This window comes from Pseudomonas mendocina, assembly GCF_900636545.1.
GTDB classification, from domain to species: domain Bacteria; phylum Pseudomonadota; class Gammaproteobacteria; order Pseudomonadales; family Pseudomonadaceae; genus Aquipseudomonas; species Aquipseudomonas mendocina.
On sequence record NZ_LR134290.1, the window covers coordinates 961,273 to 983,933 of the forward strand.

At 62.3% G+C, this 22,661-nt stretch carries 20 protein-coding genes and 3 tRNA genes; 16 read left to right on the forward strand and 7 right to left on the reverse strand.

The genetic code is table 11. The features are described from left to right. Window positions 1-89 precede the first annotated feature (89 nt). From EL191_RS04355 to EL191_RS04385, 7 genes are all read left to right on the forward strand, one after another. Window positions 90-776, forward strand: coding sequence for a GntR family transcriptional regulator (locus EL191_RS04355; RefSeq protein WP_013714000.1), 687 nt, complete (start codon window positions 90-92; stop codon window positions 774-776). Window positions 777-999: 223 nt separating this feature from the next. After that, entirely contained in the window at window positions 1,000-1,899 is a 900-nt protein-coding gene (locus tag EL191_RS04360; protein ID WP_041976761.1) for a transporter substrate-binding domain-containing protein, read from the forward strand. 69 nt (window positions 1,900-1,968) lie between these two features. Beyond that, window positions 1,969-2,706 (forward strand): amino acid ABC transporter permease, encoded by a 738-nt coding sequence (locus tag EL191_RS04365; protein ID WP_041976764.1) that lies wholly within the window; start codon window positions 1,969-1,971, stop codon window positions 2,704-2,706. 2 nt (window positions 2,707-2,708) lie between these two features. After that, on the forward strand, window positions 2,709-3,401 hold the full coding sequence (locus EL191_RS04370) for an amino acid ABC transporter permease (RefSeq protein WP_041976766.1): 693 nt from the start codon (window positions 2,709-2,711) through the stop codon (window positions 3,399-3,401). A gap of 13 nt (window positions 3,402-3,414) precedes the next feature. Next, the gene (locus tag EL191_RS04375) at window positions 3,415-4,149 is read left to right on the forward strand and encodes an amino acid ABC transporter ATP-binding protein (protein ID WP_041976768.1); all 735 of its coding nucleotides are present in this window, start codon (window positions 3,415-3,417) and stop codon (window positions 4,147-4,149) included. 15 nt (window positions 4,150-4,164) lie between these two features. Next, on the forward strand, window positions 4,165-5,343 hold the full coding sequence (locus EL191_RS04380) for a glycine hydroxymethyltransferase (protein WP_052435025.1): 1,179 nt from the start codon (window positions 4,165-4,167) through the stop codon (window positions 5,341-5,343). 76 nt (window positions 5,344-5,419) lie between these two features. Continuing rightward, window positions 5,420-6,196, forward strand: coding sequence for a ferredoxin--NADP reductase (locus EL191_RS04385; RefSeq protein ID WP_017361408.1), 777 nt, complete (start codon window positions 5,420-5,422; stop codon window positions 6,194-6,196). Here the strand turns inward: EL191_RS04385 and EL191_RS04390 are convergent, their stop codons facing one another. After that, entirely contained in the window at window positions 6,197-7,222 is a 1,026-nt protein-coding gene (locus EL191_RS04390) for a CNNM domain-containing protein (protein ID WP_013714007.1), read from the reverse strand. 195 nt (window positions 7,223-7,417) lie between these two features. Here EL191_RS04390 and EL191_RS04395 point away from each other — a divergent pair, with 195 nt between their 5' ends. Together EL191_RS04395 and EL191_RS04400 are read left to right on the forward strand one after the other, a co-directional pair. After that, window positions 7,418-7,660 (forward strand): YdcH family protein, encoded by a 243-nt coding sequence (locus EL191_RS04395; RefSeq protein ID WP_013714008.1) that lies wholly within the window; start codon window positions 7,418-7,420, stop codon window positions 7,658-7,660. Between the two features lie 79 nt (window positions 7,661-7,739). Further along, a complete protein-coding gene (locus tag EL191_RS04400; protein ID WP_013714009.1) occupies window positions 7,740-8,018 on the forward strand; it encodes a YdcH family protein in 279 nt (92 codons plus the stop codon). Window positions 8,019-8,117: 99 nt separating this feature from the next. Here the strand turns inward: EL191_RS04400 and EL191_RS04405 are convergent, their stop codons facing one another. After that, window positions 8,118-8,612 (reverse strand): GNAT family N-acetyltransferase, encoded by a 495-nt coding sequence (locus EL191_RS04405; protein ID WP_041977170.1) that lies wholly within the window; start codon window positions 8,610-8,612, stop codon window positions 8,118-8,120. A 92-nt stretch (window positions 8,613-8,704) separates the two neighbouring features. On the opposite strand from EL191_RS04405, the gene radA reads away from it, so the two are divergent. Then, entirely contained in the window at window positions 8,705-10,063 is a 1,359-nt protein-coding gene (gene radA, locus EL191_RS04410) for a DNA repair protein RadA (RefSeq protein WP_041976770.1), read from the forward strand. A gap of 185 nt (window positions 10,064-10,248) precedes the next feature. Next, the gene (locus tag EL191_RS24370) at window positions 10,249-10,401 is read left to right on the forward strand and encodes a hypothetical protein (protein WP_017361407.1); all 153 of its coding nucleotides are present in this window, start codon (window positions 10,249-10,251) and stop codon (window positions 10,399-10,401) included. 7 nt (window positions 10,402-10,408) lie between these two features. Here the strand turns inward: EL191_RS24370 and EL191_RS04415 are convergent, their stop codons facing one another. Beyond that, window positions 10,409-10,780 carry a PilZ domain-containing protein gene (locus EL191_RS04415; RefSeq protein ID WP_013714012.1) on the reverse strand — a complete coding sequence of 124 codons (372 nt, stop codon included), beginning with the start codon at window positions 10,778-10,780 and terminating at the stop codon, window positions 10,409-10,411. 165 nt (window positions 10,781-10,945) lie between these two features. Between EL191_RS04415 and EL191_RS04420 the strand changes: the two genes are divergently transcribed. After that, window positions 10,946-11,452, forward strand: a complete 507-nt coding sequence (locus EL191_RS04420; protein WP_013714013.1) for a DUF3015 domain-containing protein — start codon at window positions 10,946-10,948, stop codon at window positions 11,450-11,452. Between the two features lie 204 nt (window positions 11,453-11,656). On the opposite strand, the gene glyA is transcribed toward EL191_RS04420, so the two are convergent. Beyond that, window positions 11,657-12,910 (reverse strand): serine hydroxymethyltransferase, encoded by a 1,254-nt coding sequence (gene glyA, locus EL191_RS04425; RefSeq protein ID WP_013714014.1) that lies wholly within the window; start codon window positions 12,908-12,910, stop codon window positions 11,657-11,659. A 161-nt stretch (window positions 12,911-13,071) separates the two neighbouring features. Further along, window positions 13,072-17,289: an EAL domain-containing protein gene (locus tag EL191_RS04430; protein WP_197721703.1), complete on the reverse strand. Its 4,218-nt coding sequence runs from the start codon at window positions 17,287-17,289 to the stop codon at window positions 13,072-13,074. Window positions 17,290-17,700: 411 nt separating this feature from the next. Between EL191_RS04430 and ettA the strand changes: the two genes are divergently transcribed. Beyond that, window positions 17,701-19,368 carry an energy-dependent translational throttle protein EttA gene (ettA, locus tag EL191_RS04435; protein ID WP_013714016.1) on the forward strand — a complete coding sequence of 556 codons (1,668 nt, stop codon included), beginning with the start codon at window positions 17,701-17,703 and terminating at the stop codon, window positions 19,366-19,368. Between the two features lie 131 nt (window positions 19,369-19,499). Here ettA and EL191_RS04440 read toward each other — a convergent pair whose 3' ends face one another. Together EL191_RS04440 and EL191_RS04445 are read right to left on the reverse strand one after the other, a co-directional pair. Further along, window positions 19,500-19,832, reverse strand: coding sequence for a PilZ domain-containing protein (locus EL191_RS04440; RefSeq protein ID WP_041976776.1), 333 nt, complete (start codon window positions 19,830-19,832; stop codon window positions 19,500-19,502). A 9-nt stretch (window positions 19,833-19,841) separates the two neighbouring features. Further along, complete coding sequence (locus EL191_RS04445; protein WP_041976778.1) at window positions 19,842-22,166, reverse strand: DUF1631 domain-containing protein; 2,325 nt, start codon at window positions 22,164-22,166, stop codon at window positions 19,842-19,844. Between the two features lie 206 nt (window positions 22,167-22,372). Here EL191_RS04445 and EL191_RS04450 point away from each other — a divergent pair. The 3 genes from EL191_RS04450 (at window position 22,373) to EL191_RS04460 (ending at window position 22,615) form a co-directional block, all read left to right on the forward strand. After that, a tRNA-Asn gene (locus tag EL191_RS04450) sits at window positions 22,373-22,448 on the forward strand. A 9-nt stretch (window positions 22,449-22,457) separates the two neighbouring features. After that, window positions 22,458-22,534 (forward strand) — tRNA-Pro (locus tag EL191_RS04455). Between the two features lie 5 nt (window positions 22,535-22,539). Then, a tRNA-Lys gene (locus tag EL191_RS04460) sits at window positions 22,540-22,615 on the forward strand. Window positions 22,616-22,661 lie beyond the last annotated feature (46 nt).

Here is a 22,661-nt window from a genome sequence, read left to right on the forward strand (position 1 = left end):
CAAGTTCGAGCACCAATGGCTAAGTCTCACCCACTGGCCTGGCGGCTGCGCGTCGCCGGGTAATCGTGAGGCCTGAGCGAGAGACAAGATTGAGCGTTTCTGAAGCAAGACCCATCCAGCGCCGGACGCTGCACAGCGAGATCGTCGATCATCTGCGTGATCTGATCGTCAGTGGCGAACTGGAGCCTGGGCAGAAAATTCCGGAAAAGGCGTTGTGCGAGCGTTTCGACATTTCCCGCACGCCGTTGCGCGAAGCGCTCAAGGCTCTGGCCGCCGAAGGCATGATCGAGTTGCTGCCCCAACGTGGTGCGCGCGTTGTCACCATCACCGACGAAGAATTACAGGAGTTGTTCCCGATCATCGCCAGCATCGAGGCACTGGCTGGCGAACTCGCCTGCGAGAAAATCAGCGATGCGCAGGTCGAGGCCATCCGGCAGATGCACGAGGAGATGATCGAGGCCTATAAGGACTCCCGCTCGATGGAGTACTCGCGGCTGAACCGCGCCATTCACTTCGCCATTTTCGAGGCCGCCGACAATGCCTCGCTGCTTGCGCTGTACCGCAACCTGGAGCTGCGCATCCGCAACATCCGCCACACCGTGCGTCAGGCCCCGAAGGACTGGAAGGAGGCAGTGAGTGACCACGAGAAAATTCTCCAGGCGCTGATTGCGCGTGATGCCGGTCGACTCGGCAAGATCATGCGTCAGCACGTGATGAATACCGCTCGTACGGTGCGCCACTCCATCGACGAACTGGTCAGTACACAACCGAGCTAGTTCGCTGTTCGCAATCTTCTATCTCTCAATATGCGCCCAGGATCGTGCATAAGCGTGAAAAATCGCCCTAAGTTCGTGCAATTAAAATGAATTCATTATTTATTATTCTTTTTTATTGACGATGGCGATTGCTGTCCCGCAGAGTGACCTGGCGATGCTTGCTAGGGCACGCCGGCCCCCATGAAAGGGAGTCGTTGCGCGATAACAAAACAGGGGGCAAACCATGAAGAAGATTCTTGCGGCTTCGTCGATGATGCTGATGTTCGCAGCAGCGGGAGTGTCGGCACAGGAAGGCACACTGGCGAAAATCGCCGAACTGGGAGAAATCAGCGTCGGCCATCGCGATGGCGCCGTGCCGTTCTCCTACTACGATGACCAGCAGCGTCCCGTTGGCTATGCAATGGACCTGTGTGCCAAGGTCGTCGAAGCGATCAAGCTCAAGCTCGACGAGCCGGACCTCAAGGTCAGCTACCTGCCGGTCACCGGTGCCACTCGCATGCCCCTGCTGGCTAACGGCACCATCGACATGGAGTGCGGTACCACCACCAACAACGCCGAGCGTCAGCGTCAGGTGAGCTTCTCCAACACCTATTTCGTCGCTGGCGTGCGCATCCTCTCCAAGAAGAACGCCCCGATCGAAACCATGGCCGATGCCAAGGGCAAGACCGTGGTCACCCTCGCCGGCACCACCAGCGTCAAGGTCATCAGTGAGATCAACGCCGCGCAGAACCTCGGCCTCAACGTGCTGAGCGTGAAGGATCTGGCCGAGGGCATACTCACCCTGCAGACCGAGCGCGCCGTGGCGCTGATCTTCGATGATGTGTCCATTGCCGGCGCTGCCGCGACTTCGAAGAACCCTGACGACTTCATCATGTCCGCCGAGCCGCTGTCGGTCGAGCCTTACGGCATCATGCTGCGCCGCGGTGACGATGCCTTCAAGGAGCTGGTCAACGCCACCCTCGACGAGCTTTACGCTACCGGCGAGATCAACGCCATCTACGACAAGTGGTTCGTGCAGCCGATCCCGCCGCGCGGCATCAACATGAACTTCCCGATGTCCAGCCAGTTGAAGAAAGTCATCGCCCAGCCCACCGACGATCCGAATCCCGAGTTGTATCGCTGATCGAGCGTCGCCGAACCCGGCCGGCATTCGCGCCGGCCGGGCCATGACATGCACTGGACGGGTTAGGCCATGAGTTACAACTGGAACTGGTGGATCTTCTTCGAGCCTTCGCTCGATGGCACCAATACCTACCTGATGACGCTGATCTGGGGTGCCTGCTGGACGGTCGCCACGGCCATCGGCGCCTTCACTATCGCCCTGCTGCTCGGCTCGCTGGTGGGTGTGGCGCGTACCTCGCCGCTGGCCTGGATGCGCGCGCTGGGCACCGGCTTCGTCGAGCTGTTTCGCAACATTCCGCTGCTGGTGCAGATGTTCCTCTGGTACTTCGTGCTGCCGGAACTGTTGCCGCCCGATCTGGGGCGCTGGTTCAAGCAGTTGCCGAATTCCGCGTTCTACACGGCGGTAATCTGCCTGGGCTGCTACCACGCCGCGCGTATGGCCGAAGTGGTGCGTGCCGGGCTGGAGAGTCTGTCCCGTGGGCAGCGCATGGCCGGGTTGGCCATGGGCCTGACGCTGGTGCAGACCTACCGTTATGTGCTGTTGCCGATGGCCTACCGCATCGTCGTGCCGGCCATCACCTCCGAATTCTTGAGTTGCACCAAGAACACCTCGGTTGCCCTTGCAATCGGCCTGATGGAGCTGACCGGCAGCGCCCGTGCGATGCAGGAAAACAGCTTCCAGACCTTCGAGGCCTTCACGGCGGCAACCACCCTGTATCTGGTGCTCAACCTGATCATCGTCTTCGCCATGCGCGCCGTCGAGCGCAAGGCCGCTGTGCCGGGCTACGGCCTGCGGAAGGAGAGCTGAACATGTTTGGCAGTTTCGACCTGGGAGTGGTGGTCGACTCGCTCCCCTATCTGTTCTACACCGGCATGAGCTTCACCCTGACGCTCACGCTGTTCGCCACCCTTGGCGGCATCTTCTTCGGCTCGCTGCTGGCGATCATGCGCCTGTCACGTTACCGCGCGCTGTCGATGTTCGCCGGTGGCTACGTCAACCTGCTGCGCTCGTTGCCGCTGGTGCTGGTGATCTTCTGGTTCTACTTCATGGTGCCCTTCGTGGTGCAGTGGGTCACCGGTGCGCCGCGTCCGGTGCGCATCGACCCGTTCTGGTCGTCGGTGATCACCTTCACCCTGTTCGAGGCCTGCTACTTCTGCGAGATCATCCGTTCCGGTATCCAGTCGCTCCCCAAGGGCCAGACCCAGGCGTCGATGGCGCTGGGCATGACCGGTCGCCAGAGTCTGTTCTACGTGGTCTTGCCACAAGCACTGCGCAACATGCTGCCGCTGATGCTCACGCAGACCATCGTGCTGTTCCAGGACACCTCGTTGGTCTACATCCTGTCGATCACCGACTTCCTCGGCGCCGCGGCGAAGATCGCCCAGCGCGACGGGCGCCTGCTGGAGATGTACGTCTTCGCCGCGCTCGTCTACTTCGTGATCTCCCTGCTCGCCTCCTATGCCGTACGCCGCCTGCAAAAGCGCGTCGCCATCATTCGCTAAGAGTGCCTTCGCCATGATAACCATCAGCGATGTCTGTAAATCCTACGGTTCGTTCCAGGTGCTGACGCACTGCTCGACCACCGTTGCCAAGGGCGAGGTGGTAGTGGTGTGCGGGCCTTCCGGTTCCGGCAAGTCCACCCTGATCAAGACGGTCAATGCGCTGGAACCCATCGACAGCGGTGAGATCACCGTCGATGGCATAAGCGTCACGGCTAAGGACACCAATCTGCCCAAGCTGCGTTCGCGCGTCGGCATGGTGTTCCAGCACTTCGAGCTGTTTCCGCACCTGTCGATCATGGAGAACCTGATGCTGGCGCAGATCAAGGTGCTCGGTCGCGGCAAGGCCGAGGCCGAGAAGAAGGGTATGCAACTGCTCGAACGCGTCGGCCTCAAGGAGCATGCGCACAAGCATCCGGGCCAGCTCTCCGGCGGCCAGCAACAGCGCGTGGCCATCGCCCGTGCGCTGGCCATGGATCCGGTGGTGATGCTGTTCGATGAACCGACCTCGGCGCTCGACCCGGAGATGGTCAACGAAGTGCTCGACGTCATGGTGCAGCTGGCCCACGAGGGCATGACCATGATGTGCGTGACCCATGAGATGGGCTTCGCGCGCAAGGTCGCCGACCGGGTGATCTTCATGGACGCCGGCCAGATCGTCGAAGACTGCGCGAAGGAGGAATTCTTCGGCGACATCAACGCCCGCTCCGACCGCGCCCAGCAGTTCCTGTCGAAAATTCTCTCTCACTAACGCCGGACGAAGATCATGGAAATGCCCAACGAACAGCAATTGCTGGCGATGGCGGCTGCGCGCGGCGCGGCGCTGCGTGATGGTCGCGTGGTGCTTTACGCCGGTGCCAACCTGCCCAGCGCCGAGTCGCAGCAGGCCTATGCGCCCGAGCTGAGCGCCTACCCGGCGATGGGGCCGAGTTATGCCAAGGAGCAACCGGATACCGACCTGGTGTCGGACCTGGAAGTGGCGGTGCGCGAGCGCATCTGCTCGCTGTTCGGCGCGGCCTGGGCTGAGCCGCGCCTGCCCAGCTGTACCATCGCCAACCTGGCGGTGTTCCACGCTTTCAGCCGGCCGGGTGACCTGCTGCTGGCGCCTGCCGCGGCCCATGGCGGGCACCTCAGTCAGCGCCGCGGCGGCACGCCGGAACTGGCCGGGCTGCGCGTGGCCGATCTGCCTTTCGATACTCGCGCCTGCCGACTGGATGCCCAGGCCGCCGCCGAGCAGGTGCGCACGTTGCGGCCGACTCTGGTGATGCTCGGCCGCTCGGTGGTCATCACGCCGGACGATGTCGAGCCGGTGGTGGCTGCTGCGCGCGAAGTGGGCGCCAAGACCATCTTCGACGCCTCGCATGTATCGGGTCTGATCGCCGGAGGCACCTTCCCCAATCCGCTGGCGCTTGGGGTCGATATCCTTACCAGTTCCACCTACAAGACGCTACCGGGGCGTCCGCACAGTCTGATTGCCGGGCGCAAGGTCGAGGACGGTGAGCGTCTGGCGCGTTTCATCGACCGCGCATTGTTGGCCAACTACGACGCTGGCAAGCTGCCGTCCTTCCTGGTCACCCTGCAACAGGCCGAAGCGGACAAGGGCGCCTACGCGCGGCGCATCTGCAGAGCCAGCGAAACCTTCGCCAAGGTGCTGCGTGAGCTGCATGTGGCAGTGATCGCGCCGAATCCGGGGGAGGTTTTCACCCATCAGGTGCTGGTGCCGATGAGCGCGGTGAGGGATGCACCTGCCACGATCAAGGCGCTGGAGCAGGAGGGCATTCTGGTCGGCACCTGCAACGACCCGACCACGCCCGGCGGCTATGCCCTGCGTGTCGGTACCCAGTTCATCGTGGCCCAGGGCCAGGACGAGCAGGTGGACAACATCGCCCGCTGGCTGGCCGCTGCACTGCGTCGTGAGCCGGATGGCCGCATGACCGTGGTTTGATGCCCCTGCGATCTGCCGGTTTTTGTCGCGCGGCTTTTGCGCGACACTGCCGGCATCATTCGCTCAGGAGCTGCACATGACCGTCAGCGATGACAAATTCACCCGCCAGACCCTGCTCGACGTGCAGACGCTGACGCCGAGCCTGTTTACCCTGCGTACCACCCGCGATGCCGGTTTTCGTTTTCGCGCCGGGCAGTTCGTACGCCTGGGGGTGGAAAAGGCGGACGGTTCGGTGGTCTGGCGCCCCTATTCGCTGGTTTCGGCGCCGCATGACGAGTTTCTCGAGTTCTTCTCCATCGTGGTGCCGGGCGGTGAATTCACCAGCGAGCTGAGTCGCCTGACCATTGGCGACAGCCTGCTGGTGGAGAAAATGGCCACCGGCTACCTGACCCTGGATCGCTTCATCGACGGTCGCGACCTGTGGTTGCTCGGCAGCGGCACCGGCATCGCGCCGTTCCTGTCGATCCTGCAGGATTTCGAGGTGTGGCAGCGCTTCGAGCGCATCGTGCTGGTGTACAGCGCAAGGACCTTTGCTGAGCTGGCCTACCAGCCGCTGATCAGGGGGCTTGCCGAACTGGAGTATCTGGCCGAGTTCGCGGACAAACTCATCTACCTGCCGGTGGTCACTCGTGAGCAGGCGCCGGATTGCCTGAACGCGCGCATTACCGATCTGCTCGACAGTGGCGAGCTGGAACAGGCCGCCGGGCTTGAGCTGACGCCCGAGCATTCGCGGGTGATGATCTGCGGCAACCCGCAGATGATCGACGATATTCGTCAGCGCCTGAAGGCGCGTGGTCTGAACCTGAGCCTGACCCGGCGGCCGGGTCAGGTGGCAGTCGAAAACTACTGGTGATCAGTCTTCGCGGATCGATTTGATCCGGTGCTCCCAGCGGCGCTTGGCGAAGCGGCGCATGTTGGGGATATCGTCGGTCTCGTCGAGAATCGGCTTGCCGATGATGGTTTCCATGATGTCTTCCAGCGTCACCAGGCCGCGCCAGCTACCGAACTCGTCATACACCAGGCACATGTGCTGACGCTCCTGCATCAGCAGGGTCATCAGGTTCTCCACGTTCATGCTTTCCGGCACGACCTTGAGCGGCTTCATGATGCGGGTGATCGGCTCGGCATCGTTCTCGGCGGCCAGGGCGTCGTAGCGAAACACCACGCCCAGCGGGGATTCGTCTTCGCCAATGACCGGGTAGCGGGAGAACTGGCTTTCCCGGGCACGTGCCTTGAATGCGGCAATTGACTCATCCGGTGCGGCTGACTCGCAGACAATGCGCGGCGTCATGATGTCGCGTAGGCGAATCTCATGCAGGTCTAGGATGTTGCTGATCACCCGATGTTCGTCTTCGTCGAGCTTGCCCACTTCGCGGCCGAGCAGGGTCAGTGCCTTGATTTCCTGGCGAATGTCATGTTCCGGCTCCTTGCCGCCGAACAGGCGCATGATCAGGTCTGAAAGCACGATGAACGGCTTGAGCAGCAGGATCATTGCCCGCAGCAGGCTCGGCAGGAAAGGAGCCAGGGCGCGCCAGTAACGGGCGCCGATGGTCTTCGGCAGAATCTCCGAGAGCACCAGAATCAGCAGGGTCATGACCGCCGAGGCGATACCCAGGTAACCGTCACCGAAGACGATTGCCACCTGCGCACCGACACCGGTCGCACCAACGGTATGCGCCACGGTATTGAGGGTCAGGATGGCCGCCAGCGGCTGGTCGATCTTGTCTTTGAGCTCTTTCAGCCTTTCGTACAGCTGAGGCTTTTCGACCTTCTGCTGAGCGATGTAACTGGGCGTTAGGGAGAGCAGGGCGGCTTCGAGGATGGAACAGATGAACGAAACCAGAATGGAAAGGACAGCGAACGCTATCAGGAGTGTCATGTAGGGGGATAAGTGACCAAGGGGCAGCTAATTTAGCGGAAATACAGAGGAATATGCAGGAAAGCTGCAACATTTCATTTCGTATTGCCGGTCCGGCCTGTTCTAGCGCGGCTCTCGGCCCGGCATCGCTAGAGGGCTGCACTCGGCTCAGCTTCGGCTAGGCTAAGTAGGAACTACGTCCGGGGAGGATTCTTCATGCCGCTTGAACATCATCCGCTCAATCGAGAATTTCCACAGCATCACGATGCGTTGCGCAAACTGATGCAGGGCGATGCGCGCTTCGCCAGCCTGGCGGCGGAGTATGAAGCGCTGGACAAGCGCATCTACGAGATAGAGGACGGTCGCTCGGCGGCCGATGACCTGACGCTACAGGGGCTCAAGCTACAGCGCGTTGGCCTCAAGGATGAGATTGCCGGCTTGCTGCACGGCGCAACCTGAGGCGGGTTTGATCGGGATCAAGGGAGATGCACGGTAGACCGGCTAGCCTGCGAGCAACACCTTACTCAGGAGCTGTGCCATGCACGTCGATCACCACCCGCTTGTCCATGATTTCCCCGAAGATCGCGAAGCACTGCAACGCCTGCGTCAGGAAAATGCGCTGTTTGCCCGTCAGGCTGAGGAATACGAGGCACTGGACAAGCGCATATGCCGTATCGAGGACGGCATCGAGCTACTCGACGATGTTTCGTTGCAGGCGCTCAAGCTCAGCCGCGTTGCCCTCAAGGATGAACTGGCGCGGCAGCTCAAGCGCGCAGGTGGTCAGTGCTGCGGTTGTGGCAACGGTTGTGGCGGCTGACTTGCCGGAGTAGGAGCGGCATCAGCCGCGAACATTTGGCATCGCGGTTCATGCCTGAAGCCACTCCATCCGCCATTGCGGGGCGCCGGTCGCCCCGCTTCAATGCACGGGCGGGTTGATCAGGTAGGTAAGCAGCCCGTCCGCTTCTTCTTCCGTCCACACCGCTCGCGCGGGTTTGGGCCACTCGCTCAGAAGCTGCTGCCAGAACGCGCACGCCAGTTCATCCTGGCGGTAGAAACGCAGCAACCACGAGCTGCCATCGCCCATTATCTGGTTCACCAGCGCACGGCCGATGCCGTGGCGGCGATATTTCTTCAGTAGGAACAGATCGGCGAACTCCGGCGCATCGATACCCGGCAATTCGCTGCGCTCGATCAATAGAAAACCGGCGATGACCCCATCGGCGAGGATCAGTTGCGCGCTCCAGCCCGGCTCCTGCCAATAGCGCTGCAAATGGGGTTGGTGGATGTAGAAGCGGCCGTCCGTCTCCACGTCTTCCTGTTCCCAATCGGAGCTTTCGTAGGCATAGAACTGATAGAGATTGGCCAGCAACGGCAGCTGTTCGGCAGTGGTGGGCAGCAGTTGGATCTGCATGGAGGTGTTCCGGGCGAAGTGGGCGTGGTCTGTAAATTTATCCAGTTGTTCGGTATCGTTCCAGCCTTCGTTCAGCGGCAGGATCGATTGCAATGGCCAAGGCAAAACGCATGTACGGCTGCACCGAGTGCGGCGCCACCTTTCCCAAGTGGGCGGGACAGTGTGGTGAGTGCGGCGCCTGGAATACCCTGGTGGAAACCGTGGTCGAGGGCGCCACGCCCAGCGGGCGCACCGGTTGGGCTGGCGACAAGGCCAATATCAAGACTCTGGCCGAGGTCAGCGTCGAGGAAATTCCGCGCTTTTCCACCGCCTCCGGCGAATTGGATCGTGTGCTCGGTGGCGGCCTGGTGGATGGCTCGGTGGTGCTGATCGGCGGCGACCCAGGCATCGGCAAGTCGACCATCCTCCTGCAGACCCTGTGCAACATCGCCCAGCGCTTTCCGGCGTTGTACGTCACCGGTGAGGAATCGCAACAGCAGGTGGCCATGCGCGCGCGGCGTCTGGACTTGCCGCAGGACAAGCTCAAGGTGATGACCGAGACCTGCATCGAGTCGATCATCGCCACCGCGCGCCAGGAAAAACCCAAGGTCATGGTGATCGACTCGATCCAGACCATCTTTACCAAGCAACTGCAATCGGCACCGGGTGGCGTCGCCCAGGTGCGCGAGAGCGCGGCGCTGCTGGTGCGCTTCGCCAAGCAGAGCGGCACGGCGATCTTCCTGGTCGGCCACGTCACCAAGGAGGGCGCGCTGGCCGGCCCGCGCGTGCTCGAGCACATGGTCGATACCGTGCTGTATTTCGAGGGTGAGTCCGATGGTCGTCTACGCCTGCTGCGGGCGGTGAAGAATCGCTTCGGTGCGGTCAACGAGCTGGGCGTGTTCGGCATGACCGACAAGGGCCTCAAGGAGGTTTCCAACCCCTCGGCGATCTTTCTCACCCGCGCTCAGGAGGCAGTGCCTGGCAGTGTGGTGATGGCCACCTGGGAAGGTTCGCGGCCGATGCTGGTGGAAGTGCAGGCGCTGGTCGACACCAGCCACCTGGCCAACCCGCGGCGGGTGACTCTGGGCCTGGATCAGAACCGCCTGGCCATGCTTCTGGCGGTGTTGCACCGCCACGGCGGGATCCCGACCTATGATCAGGACGTATTCCTCAACGTAGTCGGTGGGGTCAAGGTGCTGGAAACCGCCTCTGATCTCGCGCTGATGGCGGCGGTGATTTCCAGCCTGCGCAACCGGCCGTTGGAGCACGATTTGCTGGTGTTCGGCGAGATTGGTTTGTCCGGCGAGATCCGCCCGGTACCGAGTGGCCAGGAGCGGCTGAAAGAGGCTGCCAAGCACGGTTTCAAGCGTGCAATCGTGCCCAAGGGTAATGCACCGAAGGAGGCTCCGCCGGGCCTGCAGATAGTCGCTGTCACGCGACTGGAACAGGCGCTGGATGCGCTGTTCGAGTAATAGAATTCGCGGCTAAAGCCCCTCCCACAGCAGACTTCTGGGTATCTGTGGGAGGGGCTTTAGCCGCGATCCCTGCATGCGGCGTTCTGCCGCGATCAGGCTCCGGCGAAAATTGACCTGGCTCAATAGGTAGTAGGCTATCGGAGAGCAGCATGAAGGCGTATCCATTTGCAGGAGACGCCATCATGTTTTTGTTCTTCGATTTCTTTTCCCGCGCTTTCAATTTCGACGCCAAGGTGGCGCAGTCGCGCGAGGCGCATGGTGAGGTGCTGCGTATCCAGGCGCTTCGTCAACAACGTCAGCAGCGTAAGGACGAGGCGGCGCACAAGCGCCATTGAACGCGGCTCAGTCGTCTTCGCCCAGCGCCGCCAGCTCGCGTTCCAGCAACTGCTCATCGCCAAGGTTGAGTTCGACCAGGCGGCGCAGGTGACTGATGGAGTCCAGGTCGATATGGCGGCAGACGAAACCCAGGGACTTTGGCTGGGTGCGTGTCAGCACCACCTCCATCTTCACCTTGGCTTCGCCACCCAGTTCGATCACGGCCTCGAAGGGTTGATCCGGGTCTCCGCTCCAGTCACGTGGAGTAGTGATCAGCAGGCCCTTGAGTGAAATATCGTGCAGAGCTGCCGACCATTGCCGCTCGCCCTGAGCGATCACGGTGGGGGCGTCGAAGGCGATGCGCTGAAAGCGCCGACGCTCGTTGGCTGAGTCACTCATGCCCATACTCCTGAAGGATTTACATCACTATAGCCAAGGCTGCTGACCACGTACTTTAACCCCTGTGCCGTGGCGCACAACTGATGCACATCAGTTTGACAGGTCGCCAAGTCTCGCCAAAGCTCCTTATGCGGTTTTATTACTCGATATAGCGGAGCGATAGACATGAGCAAGCGACTGCTAGGCAAAGGTTTGGTCTTCGGCCTGTTGAGCATGGCCAGTGTTGGCGCATTCGCCGATGCTGCCGGCGGCAATGGTTGCGGCTGGGGCAACATGCTGTTCGAAGGGCAGCGTGGCATGGCCCCGCACTTCCTGGCCACGACCACCAACGGTACCTTCGGCAACGCCACTTTCGGTATGACCTCCGGTACCAACGGCTGCGATACCAGCGGTGCGCTGGGTTACAACGGCCGCTCCATGCTGGCGATGAACGGCATGCTCGATTCGATCGCCGAAGACATGGCCATGGGGCAGGGCGAAGCACTGGACGCCTATGCCACCCTGCTGGGTGTCGAGGCCAAGGACCGAGCGCATTTCGCCAAGGTCACTCACGATAATTTCGGCACTATCTTCAGTCAGGCCGACGCCACCAGCGAGCAGGTATTGGCTGCCACCCTCGATGTGATGAGTCGTGATGCGCAGCTGGCGCGCTATGTGAAACAACCGGCCTGAGGCAAATCCCAGGCAAAAAGAAGCCCGCCAATTGGCGGGCTTCTTTGTTTCAGGCTGAGCCTTAGAGGCTGTTCACCAGCTGCTGCGCGTCGGCGCTACTGCGTTAAAAATAAGCTCGGAATGCTCATTTACCACCTGTAAACTCCGCTTCCTCGCTTGTTTTTGCCTTGTATCGCTCTAGCTCGCTAGATCGTGAATAGGTTCTTAGTTGGCGTAGACCGGGAACTTCGCGCACAGCGCCTTGACCTGCTCGCGCACGCGTCCTTCGACTTCATCGTTGCCGATGTTGGCCAGCACTTCGCAGATCCAGCCCGCCAGTTGACGGCACTCGTCTTCCTTGAAGCCACGAGTGGTCACGGCCGGGGTGCCGATACGCAGGCCGGAGGTGACGAACGGCGAGCGCGGGTCGTTCGGCACGCTGTTCTTGTTCACGGTGATAAAGGCGCGGCCGAGGGCTGCGTCGGCATCCTTACCGGTGATGTCCTGCTTGATCAGCGAGAGCAGGAACAGGTGGTTCTCGGTGCCGCCGGAAACAACGTCGTAGCCATTGTCGATGAACACCTGGGCCATGGTCTGGGCGTTCTTGATCACCTGCGCCTGGTAAGCCTTGAACTCAGGCTGCAGCGCTTCCTTGAAGCACACGGCCTTGGCGGCGATGACGTGCTCCAGCGGGCCGCCCTGGCCGCCCGGGAATACCGCGGAGTTGAACTTCTTCTCCAGCTCTTCGTTCTTGCGCGCCAGGATCAGGCCGCCGCGCGGGCCGCGCAGGGTCTTGTGGGTGGTGGTGGTGACCACGTCGGCGAACGGTACCGGGTTAGGGTACAGGCCGGCAGCGACCAGGCCTGCCACGTGCGCCATGTCGACGAACAGGTAGGCACCGACCTTGTCGGCGATGGCGCGGAAGCGCGGGAAGTCCAGCACCTGCGAATAGGCGCTGAAGCCGGCGATGATCATCTTCGGCTTGTGCTCGACTGCCAGGCGCTCGACTTCGTCATAGTCGATCAGGCCGGCGTCGGTGATTCCGTACTGCACGGCGTTGTAGATCTTGCCGGAGAAGCTGACGCTGGCGCCGTGGGTCAGGTGGCCGCCGTGGGCCAGGCTCATGCCCAGCACGGTGTCACCAGCGTTGAGCAGGGCCATGTACACGGCGCTGTTGGCCTGGCTGCCGGAGTGCGGCTGGACGTTGGCGTAGTCGGCGCCGAACAGCTCCTTGGCGCGGTCGATGGCGAGTTGCTCGACCACGTCGACGTACTCGCAACCACCGTAGTAGCGCTTGCCCGGGTAGCCTTCGGCGTACTTGTTGGTCAGCACGCTGCCTTGGGCTTCCATCACCGCCGGGCTGGTGTAGTTTTCCGAGGCGATCAGCTCGATGTGCTCTTCCTGGCGCTGGGCTTCCTGCTCCATTGCGGCAAAGAGTTCGGCGTCAAAACGAGCGAGGGTCAAATCACGGCTGAACATGGCGGTCCCCTGAAATCAGCTGGGCGGTGGAAAGAGGGGGCGGATTCTACCGCAAAGGTCGCATTCAGGCATATGAAGGTCGGTCATGAGCCTGACGAAAGACCTTCATTCGAGATTTTGCTGCGATTGGCTGCGTGACGGGTCGCTAGAGGGCTGCCTGCCTAGCTGAGTATGAACAGCGCCGCACCGCCGAACTGGACGCTGAATTGGCGCGCCTGCATCGGCCTGCCGAGCAGGTAGCCCTGTACTTCGTCGCAGCCATGCTCGCGCAGGAATTCCAGCTGGGCATGACTTTCCACGCCTTCGGCGATCACCATCATGTTCAGGCTGTGCGCCATGGCGATGATTGCGCGGGCGATCTGCGCATCCTGCTCGCCATCAGGCAAGCCGTCGACGAAGCTGCGGTCGATCTTCAACACATCGATGGGGAACTGCTTGAGGTAGTTCAGCGACGAGTAGCCGGTGCCGAAATCGTCCACCGCGATGCACAGGCCAAGGCGCTTGAGCTCGTTGAGGGTCTGCATCGCACTGGAAACGTCACGCATCAGGATGCTTTCGGTCAGCTCCACTTCCAGGCACGCCGGGGCTACCCCAGTCCTTTCCAGGATGGTGGCGATACGCGCTGTCAGATCGCCCTCGCCGAACTGACGGGCGGACAGATTGACCGAGACCTTGGGGATGCGGATCTTTTCCTCGTGCCAGGCCTTGAGCTGCCTGCACGCTTCTTCGAGCACCCACTCACCGACCTGCACCACCAGACCAAGCTCCTCCAGCACCGGGATGAACTCATCCGGAGGCACCAGGCCGCGGGTCGGATGATTCCAGCGTAGCAGCGCTTCGACTCCGGTGAGGCGGCGACCATCGCCGGAGAACTGCGGTTGGTAATGCAGCACGAACTGGCCCTGCTCCTGGGCGTGGCGCAGGTCGCTTTCCAGCTCCAGGCGTTCCAGGGCACTGGCGTTCATGTCGGCCTGGTAGAACTGGAAGTTGTTCTTGCCCCGCTCCTTGGCGTGGTACATGGCGGTGTCGGCGTTCTTCATCAGCTGGCTCAGTTCGTTGCCGTCCTGCGGGGCGAGGGCGATACCGATACTGGCGGTGACGAAGAACTCGCGGCCTTCGAGGACGAAGGGGCGGGCCAGGCTGGAGAGAATCTGCTCGGCAACATGAATGGCGCGATTCAGCGCGCCCTCACGGGTGGCGCGTGGCTGCAGCAGCAGGGTGAATTCGTCACCGCCCATGCGTGCCACGGTGTCGTCGCCGTCGACGCAGGCGGACAGGCGCACGGCCACGTCCTTGAGCATGCGGTCGCCAGCGGCATGGCCGAGCGAATCGTTGATCGGCTTGAAGCGGTCGAGGTCGAGGAACATCAACACCACCCACTCGTTATGCCGTTCGGCATGCTGCAGGGCGCTGTGCAGGCGATCCTGGAACAGGGTGCGGTTGGGCAGGTGGGTCAGGGCATCGTAGTAGGCCAGGCGATGGATGCGTTGCTCGCTGGCCTTGCGCTCGCTGATATCGCTGAAGAAGCACACGTAGCTGACCAGGTCGCCTTCCTCGTCATGCACCGCGGTGATGCCGACCCAGGCCGGGAAATTCTCTCCGCCCTTGCGTTTGAGCCACACCTCGCCCTCCCAGCTGCCGCGCTGGTTGAGCTGGCCGAGGATGTACTGCATATGGGTGGCCTGCTGGCGGTCGGCGGTGAGCATGCCGGGCAACTGGTCGAGCACCTGGCCGGCCGAATAGCCGCTGACGCGGCTGAACGCCTTGTTGACCTGGACGATATAGCCGGCCGGATCGGTGACCAGAATCGCCGCGGTGGAGTGTTCGAAAACCGTAGCGGCCATGCGCAGGTCTTTCTCCGCGCGGCGTTGTTGGCTGATGTCGCGGCCGACGCCAAGGATGCCTTCGAAGCGGCCGCTCTCGTCCCACATCAGCACCAGGCGCAGCTCCACCGGAATCTTGTGGCCATCGGCGCGCAGGCAGTCGAAGACGAACAGTTGATCCGGCAGTTCGTCGCGCAGGCGATTGAGGCGATCGCGCTCGCCGAGCGCATCGCGGATGCGTTCGAGGAGCAGGTTCAGGCCTTCCAGCTGCTGCGGGTTGGCCGCCAGGCTGTAGAAACTATTGGCGATCACCCAGTTGACGGAATAGCCGAGCACCGGCTCCACCGAAGGGCTGACGTAATTGAGGTTAAGCGCGCTGTCGGTGGAAAAGATCACATCGCTGATGCTTTCGGCCAGCAGGCGATAGCGCTGTTCACTGTCGCGCAGCGACTGGTTGCGCTCGATCTGCTCGGTGATGTCCTTGGCTACGCCGATAAGGCGGCTGACGCGACCATGATCATCGCGCGCCAGGGCCTGCTCGCGGATGCTGAACCAGTGCCATTGGCCATTACGATGACGCCAGCGCAGTACCGACTCGAGCAACAGGCCATCGCCGACCACTTTTTGCAGGTTACGGATGCGCCAGTAGTATTCGGCATCGTCCGGGTGAAGCACCTGCACCCAGAAATCCTCGCGCATGGCACGCAACTCAGCTTTGCTGTAGCCCAGTTGCAGGCCCAGGCTATGGTTGCTGAACAGGACCTGGCGGTTCTGCATGTCATGTACATAAAGGAGGTCGGGCACCGAACGCACGACCTCCGACCAGAAGCGCTCGCGCTCGATCAGTGACAGCTCGATGCGCTTGCGGCTGGTGATGTCGCTGATGCTCAGGGTGACGGCCTGATAATCCTGAATCATTTCCGGCAGGCGCAGTACCAGCCAGACGTGACGCTGCAGCCCCTGTGCGGTGACCAACTGGGTTTCCAGTTCCACTAGATTGGGGCCTTCGATCACGGCCACAGCCAGGCGATAGCGCAGGTCGTCCTGCTGAACAGGGCCGTTGTCGATCAGTTGCTGCCAGGCCTGCTCGGTGCTCTTCACGCCGAGCAGATTGAGTGCGACCTGGTTGGCTTCGGTAATGCGCAGTTGCTCGATCAGCAGCTCCTGATGCTCGGCATCGGCTCGCAGCCAGCGCTGCAGGCCCGCTGCGTCACGGAGCTTGTGCTGCAGCAACAGGCTGCGTACACCGGATAGATCGAGCACGCACAGTGCCACGCCGGTGCCTTCGAAGATGTCCTGGTAACGCCTGCGGGTTTCCTGCAGCACGCGCATGGCCTGTTGCTCGTCGGTCACGTCGCGCAGCACCCAGACGTAGCCGGCCTGGCGCCCGATTTCGCTGATATCGCTGCGGGTCACGGCGAACAGGCGCGCGCGTCCCTCGCTTTCCACTCGGACCAGCTCCGGTCCCAGATCATTGGCCTGCGGGCTGTTGAGCAGCAGTGGGTCAAGATCTGGCAGCAAATCCAGCAGGTACATGTCCCATGCCGCTTCGCTGCTGAGGCCGAACAGGGCCTCGGCCTGGGGGTTCAGGTAGCGCAACTTGCCGTCGGCCTGGGTCACCAGAATGCGCTCTTCGACGGCGCCGAGAGCGCTGGCAGCCTGGCGCAGCGAGCGGCGTGACTCGGTGTTCAGGCGTTGCAGGCGGCGTTGCTCGCGTTGCAGGCCGTACAGGGCCGCCAAGGTGAGCAGGCTGCACAGGGCGAACAGCAGGAACTTGCCGGCCAGGGTCGGCATCAGCTCGTTGCCGGCGCGATCGGCATCGAACAAGGCGCGTAACTGCCAATCGCTGCCGGGCAGGGCGATCAGTTCCAGGCTTTGCGCCTGCTCCGCAGCAGTGACCGGGGCGATGAAGCCGCCAGCCTGCTGCAGGCCGTCGGCACGGGCGATCACTCGCTGGCTCTGCAAATCCTCGAGCAGCCATAGGTATTCGCTCTGGTGCTGTTCGCGCAGCCAGTCGCGCAGTGCACTGGCGCGCATACGCAAGATGCGCAGACTGTCGTCGGGCTGGCGCAGCAGCAGGTAGATCACACCGCCATCCAGTGCGCTGAACGCGAAGTGGTAAGGCGCCGAGCCACTGCGTTGTTGCAGGCTGCGAATGAAGCTGAGGTCGCGTGACGCGCTGTCGCTGTCGGCCAGCAACTGCCCGTTGGCATCGAGCCAGGCCACGCTGCCCAGCGTCGGAAATATACTGCGCAGTGTCGCGAGCACGTCGCTGCCGTCGCCGGCGTGCGCCGGGCTGTTTTGCAGCATCGCCTGGCCTGCCTGTGCTTTCAGGCGCATGTTCAGGCTTACATGCTTGGCCAACTGGCCGGCGTAACCCTCGCTCAGTTGCCTCTGATTATCGAGCAACTGGCGATATTCCTGCGTCAACTGCCAGGCCAGCAAGCCCAGAATCGCCAGCACCAACACTACCAGGGCGCGTCTCAGCGCTACGCGGTGCTTCGGTGCGCGCGACTCGCCCGGAGAGGATGAAGGCAGGGATGAGGGGGTCGACACGTTCTGTGAACCTGCAGCCAGTGCTGGGCTATCTTGGACTTCGAGACGCGCGAGCCGGCCTGTGCTCGCGAGAGCCGGGTAGAATGCCTGTAAACCTGGCCAAGTGCCAGCTGCGCCGACGAGCGTAGGTTTGCTCTGCCACGTACATTACGGTAGCTTTGCGCCGCGCGCGTGAACTGTCCGCGCGGTACTTGGCGTTCGCTCCAGCAGGGGCTATGGTCTCTGCCAACGCCCCGCTGCAGGCTTGATGAAAGCTGCCTGCAGCCGTTAACGCGGCGGCCAGGCCGACAGGCGCCAGAGGTTTGCCGCCTGGTAGACTGCAGGCGTTGCCGGTGTCGTCACTCGCAATGTCCTCGCAGTGTCTGCAAGGCCCGCCATTTCCAGCCCTTATTCTCACCAGTCAGGTTCTCCATGGCTCAGTACGTCTACAGCATGCATCGGGTCAGCAAGGTCGTCCCGCCGAAGCGTGAAATTCTCAAGGACATCTCCCTGTCTTTCTTCCCAGGCGCCAAGATCGGCGTGCTGGGCCTCAACGGTGCCGGTAAGTCGACCCTGCTGCGCATCATGGCCGGCGTCGATACCGAGATCGATGGCGAAGCCCGCCCGATGCCGGGCATCAAGGTCGGCTACCTGCCGCAGGAGCCGCAGCTCGACCCGAGCAAGAGCGTGCGCGACATCGTCGAAGAAGCCGTAGGCGAGATCAAGCAGGCCCAGGCCCGTCTCGACGAGGTGTACGCCGCCTACGCCGAACCGGATGCCGATTTCGATGCGTTGGCCGCCGAGCAGGCCAAGCTCGAAGCCATCCTGCAGGCTTCCGACGGCCACAACCTGGAGCGCCAACTGGAAGTCGCCGCCGACGCCCTGCGCCTGCCGCCATGGGACGCCAAGATCGAACACCTGTCCGGTGGCGAGAAGCGCCGCGTGGCGCTGTGCCGCCTGTTGCTCTCAGCGCCCGACATGCTGCTGCTGGACGAACCAACCAACCACCTGGATGCCGACTCGGTGGCCTGGCTCGAGCGCTTCCTGCACGACTTCCCCGGCACCGTGGTAGCGATTACCCACGACCGTTACTTCCTCGACAACGTCGCCGGCTGGATTCTCGAACTCGACCGTGGTCACGGCATTCCCTACGAGGGCAACTACTCCGGCTGGCTGGAATCGAAGGCCAACCGCCTGGCCCAGGAAGCCAAGGCAGAGGCGTCGCATGCCAAAGCCATGAAGGCCGAACTGGAGTGGGTACGCCAGGGTGCCAAGGCGCGTCAGGCCAAGTCCAAGGCGCGCCTGCAACGCTTCGAGGAAATGCAGTCGCAGGAATTCCAGAAGCGCAGCGAGACCAACGAGATCTACATCCCGGCTGGCCCGCGTCTGGGCGACAAGGTCATCGACTTCCACAACGTGTCGAAGTCCTTCGGCGACCGCGTTCTGATCGACGACCTGTCCTTCAGCATCCCAAAAGGCGCTATCGTCGGCGTGATCGGCGGCAACGGTGCCGGTAAGTCGACCCTGCTGCGCATGATTACCGGCAAGGAGCAGCCGGATTCCGGCACCATCGAGATCGGCGAAACCGTACAGATCGCCAGCGTCGAGCAAAGCCGCGACATGCTCGACGGCAGCAAGACCGTGTGGGAGCAGATCTCCGATGGCTTCGACATGATCAAGGTCGGCAACTACGAGGTGCCGTCGCGTGGTTACGTCGGTCGCTTCAACTTCAAGGGCGCCGATCAGCAGAAGTTCGTCAAGGACCTCTCCGGTGGTGAGCGCGGTCGTCTGCACATGGCGTTGACCCTCAAGCAGGGCGGCAACGTGCTGCTGCTCGACGAACCGTCCAACGACCTCGACGTGGAAACCCTGCGTGCGCTGGAAGAAGCGCTGCTGGACTTCCCCGGCGCCGCCATCGTGATTTCCCACGACCGCTGGTTCCTTGACCGTATCGCCACTCACATCCTCTCCTATGAGGACGATGGCAAGGTCAACTTCTTCGAAGGCAACTACACCGAGTTCGAAGCTGATCGCAAGAAACGCCTGGGCGATGCTGCCGCGCAGCCGCACCGCGTGCGTTACAAGAAGCTGGCGCAGTAAGCGTCGGTCATAAAAAACGGAGCCTTCGGGCTCCGTTTTTCGTTGTGACGGGGTGTGGCTGGCTCCGTCTCGTAGGGTGCGCTGTGCGCACCGATTGCGGGGACATGGTGCGCACGGCGCACCCTATCTCCTCAGAGCTTAGCCAGTAGGCTTTCCAGCGCCTCGGCCTGGTCCTCGGCCAGGTCGATGATATGAAAGCCGGCCCAGCAATGCTGACCATCGGCGCCGGGGCGGCTCCACAGGCAATCGGCGCCCAGGCGAACTTCCTGAACCTCGGCAGTACTGGAGGTGCAGACCAGGCGGCATTCCAGCACGGCGTCGGCCGTATGTGGCGTATCGCTGAACAGCATGAAGCCATCGGCGGACAGGTCGACGATGCGGCCCAGGCGCTGCCCGCTGTTGAGGTCGAAGACCTCCAGCTGCATTTCGGTGCCATGGCGGCTGTGTTGGCGACGCTCTTCCATGGAAGGTCCTCAGCGGGGTTCGGCTGTGCGTCCGGTGAAACGCTGCAGCACACGATAAATGGCGGTCAGTGCACGATCCACCAGCGGGGTCGCGCGTTCGGGGGTGACGATGCGGGCCAGGCCTTGCTCCATTTCGCTGGCCAGCAGGGTCAGCGGCTTGATCGCCACGCGTTGGCCGCTGTTGTCGACGAACATGTAGTTATGCGTGGTCGGGCTGAACCAGGAGAGCTTGAGCACGCGACTCTTGTCGCCTTCGATGAATTCGAACCAGGTGCCGAACTCGACGTTGACCAGCTCCTTGGCCAAGGTTTGGGCACGGGCCGAGAGCTTGCAGCGTGACGGCGCCTGGCGAGCCAGGTCGGCATCTTCGCCGAGCATGGCGCCCAGCGGGCTTTCCGGCAGAATTGGCTTGAGCTGCGCCGCCAGTTGCGGCTGTTTGGCCTGCACCGCGTGCTGGCAGGCCACCAGGTCCTGAAGCAGGCGGCGGATACCGTCTTCGTGGTAGCCGCCGAGCAGCTCCAGCCCCTTGCGTAGCTCGCTGAGCATCGGCACGCGCATATCCTGCAGGCGTTGCTTGTCGTTGTCGCAAAGCGGTGTACCGCTCCAGGCCAGTTGCTCGGCGACCTCGCAGGCGCGCTGCCACTCCACACTTTGCTCGCCATGGCGCAGCAGCACGAAGACCAGCACGTCGGCCCAGGTCAGCTCGAGGAAATTGCGGATGATCGCCGGCAGGTCGCGCTGGCCCACGCAACGCTGGATCACCTCCAGCGCCTGCTCGCGTGCGCCGAGCAGGCGGTCACGGCCCTTGGCCGCCTCGACCGCGCGGCGTTCGCGTAGCTCGACCTTGTGGCGCAGCGTGACGACGTACTCGTTGAACTCTTCGAGCAGGCTGTCGAACAGCCCCAGGTCGCCGTTGAAACCGTGGATGACCCGCTCGACCACCCAGTGCATCTTGGCCAGCAGGCCGCGTTCGTCGCCTTCATTGCCATACAGCACGCCGGCCTGGGCCATGGCGTTGAGCAGGCGCCTGGCCGGGTGGTGATGTTGGGTGAACAGGGCCTTGTCCAGCAGGGCGATCTTCAGATAGGGCGTGTGCAGGTGCGACAGGGCTGTCTTGCAGGCGTCCGGCAGGTTCTCGTCATCGAGAATGAAGTCGAACAGCATGCCGACCAGGTCGATCACGTCTGCTTCCTGGTCGGCCACCTTGCTGTCGCCCGGCAGGCTGCTGTGCGCCTCAAGCTGCTGCTGCAGGGCGGCCTTGAGGCCTTCTACCGGCTGTGGTTTGTGCAGGCGCTGAGCCAGTTCGTTGGCCGACTGCTGCTGCATGCGGTTGAGTGCGGAGAGCAACTCGCTGGCGCTGTAGGTCCGGCTGGCCTCGCGCGGGGAGAAACTGACGATGCTGCGTGTGCCGCCTAGCAGCGGGGCTTCCGGGTGACTGTGGCGATGCTCGTCGAGCAGGCTGGATAGGCCGCTGAATAGCGCGCCCGGGTCGCTCGGCGGCGGTGCGCTGAGGTCCAGATCGAGTAGCGCCGGTTCTGCGGTGGGGGGGGCCGTAACCGGCCTGCCCGGCGTCTGCTGCCTGTTGGCCGGCACTTCCTGTCTGGGCGCAGCGGGTCGGCTCGCGCTCGGATTGACCTGGGCGCTGTACTTGAGGTTTGGCAGCACGCCGGCATCGATCAGGCGTTGGTTGAGCGCACCATAGAGTGAATCCAGGCTCTGCATGACATGCCGGTCGAAGAGCATGTAGAGAATGGTCTTGATCTGCAGCGGAAAAGGGCAGGGCGCCAGCGCATCGCGAAATGCCTGGGCGATGGCTTGCGGGCCGAACGGGTTGCTGTCCTCCCCGAGCTTCTGGCCGTTATTGAGCAGGGCCAGGCGCTGATCCAGAGCGAACAGGGGCTGAGTGCAGCGCGCCTTGACCCGGCTGACCATATTGGTGACCTGCAGGGTCTCCTCGTAATCCTCGTTCTGCACCAGCGCCAATTGTTCCGGGTCTACCTGAGCGGTCGTGGGGCTCTGCAGCTTGCCGTCGAGGAAATCGGAGAAATTGCTGGCGATCTTCTGATGGTAACTGCGCTCGATTTGCGGACGCTGCCGGCGAATTTCTCGCATGCTGTCGAAGAACAGGGTCTGCACCTTGTTGTTCTCGGCCTTTTCCGCGCATTCGAACAGGGTGTCGTCGACCTGACCGAACACGCCGCTGAGATGCTCCGCCAGGCGGTTCATCACCAGCTTGCGGCAGGCCTGCACCAGATCGCTGAATCGCGGCTGGATGCCGCGGCTGGCGAGGCTGACGACCTTGGGATGGGCGGGGGGCTTGTCCTGGTTACTCATGGACGGTCCTGGTTGGCATCGTCGGCTGGCGCGTCCTGCACGCTGCCGCAGTTCAATGAAACATATAGTAGTCCATGCTCGCGCCGCAAAGCATTGTCGTAAAAGCAGTTTGCAGGGGTTGACAGGGAATTTTTGCTACGTAAAATGGCGCGCCTCTGAAGCGGTAAAGCAAAAGCTTAAACGCGGCAGAGATGGAAGACCGAAGTTCCGCGATAGCTCAGTCGGTAGAGCAAATGACTGTTAATCATTGGGTCCCTGGTTCGAGTCCAGGTCGCGGAGCCAACTTCCTTACGGGGTATAGCGCAGTCCGGTAGCGCGCTTGCTTTGGGAGCAAGATGTCGGGAGTTCGAATCCCCCTACCCCGACCATATTTGGGTCGTTAGCTCAGTTGGTAGAGCAGTTGGCTTTTAACCAATTGGTCGTAGGTTCGAATCCTACACGACCCACCACCACAACGAACAAGCCCGCCTAGTGCGGGCTTCTTCGTTTCTATCG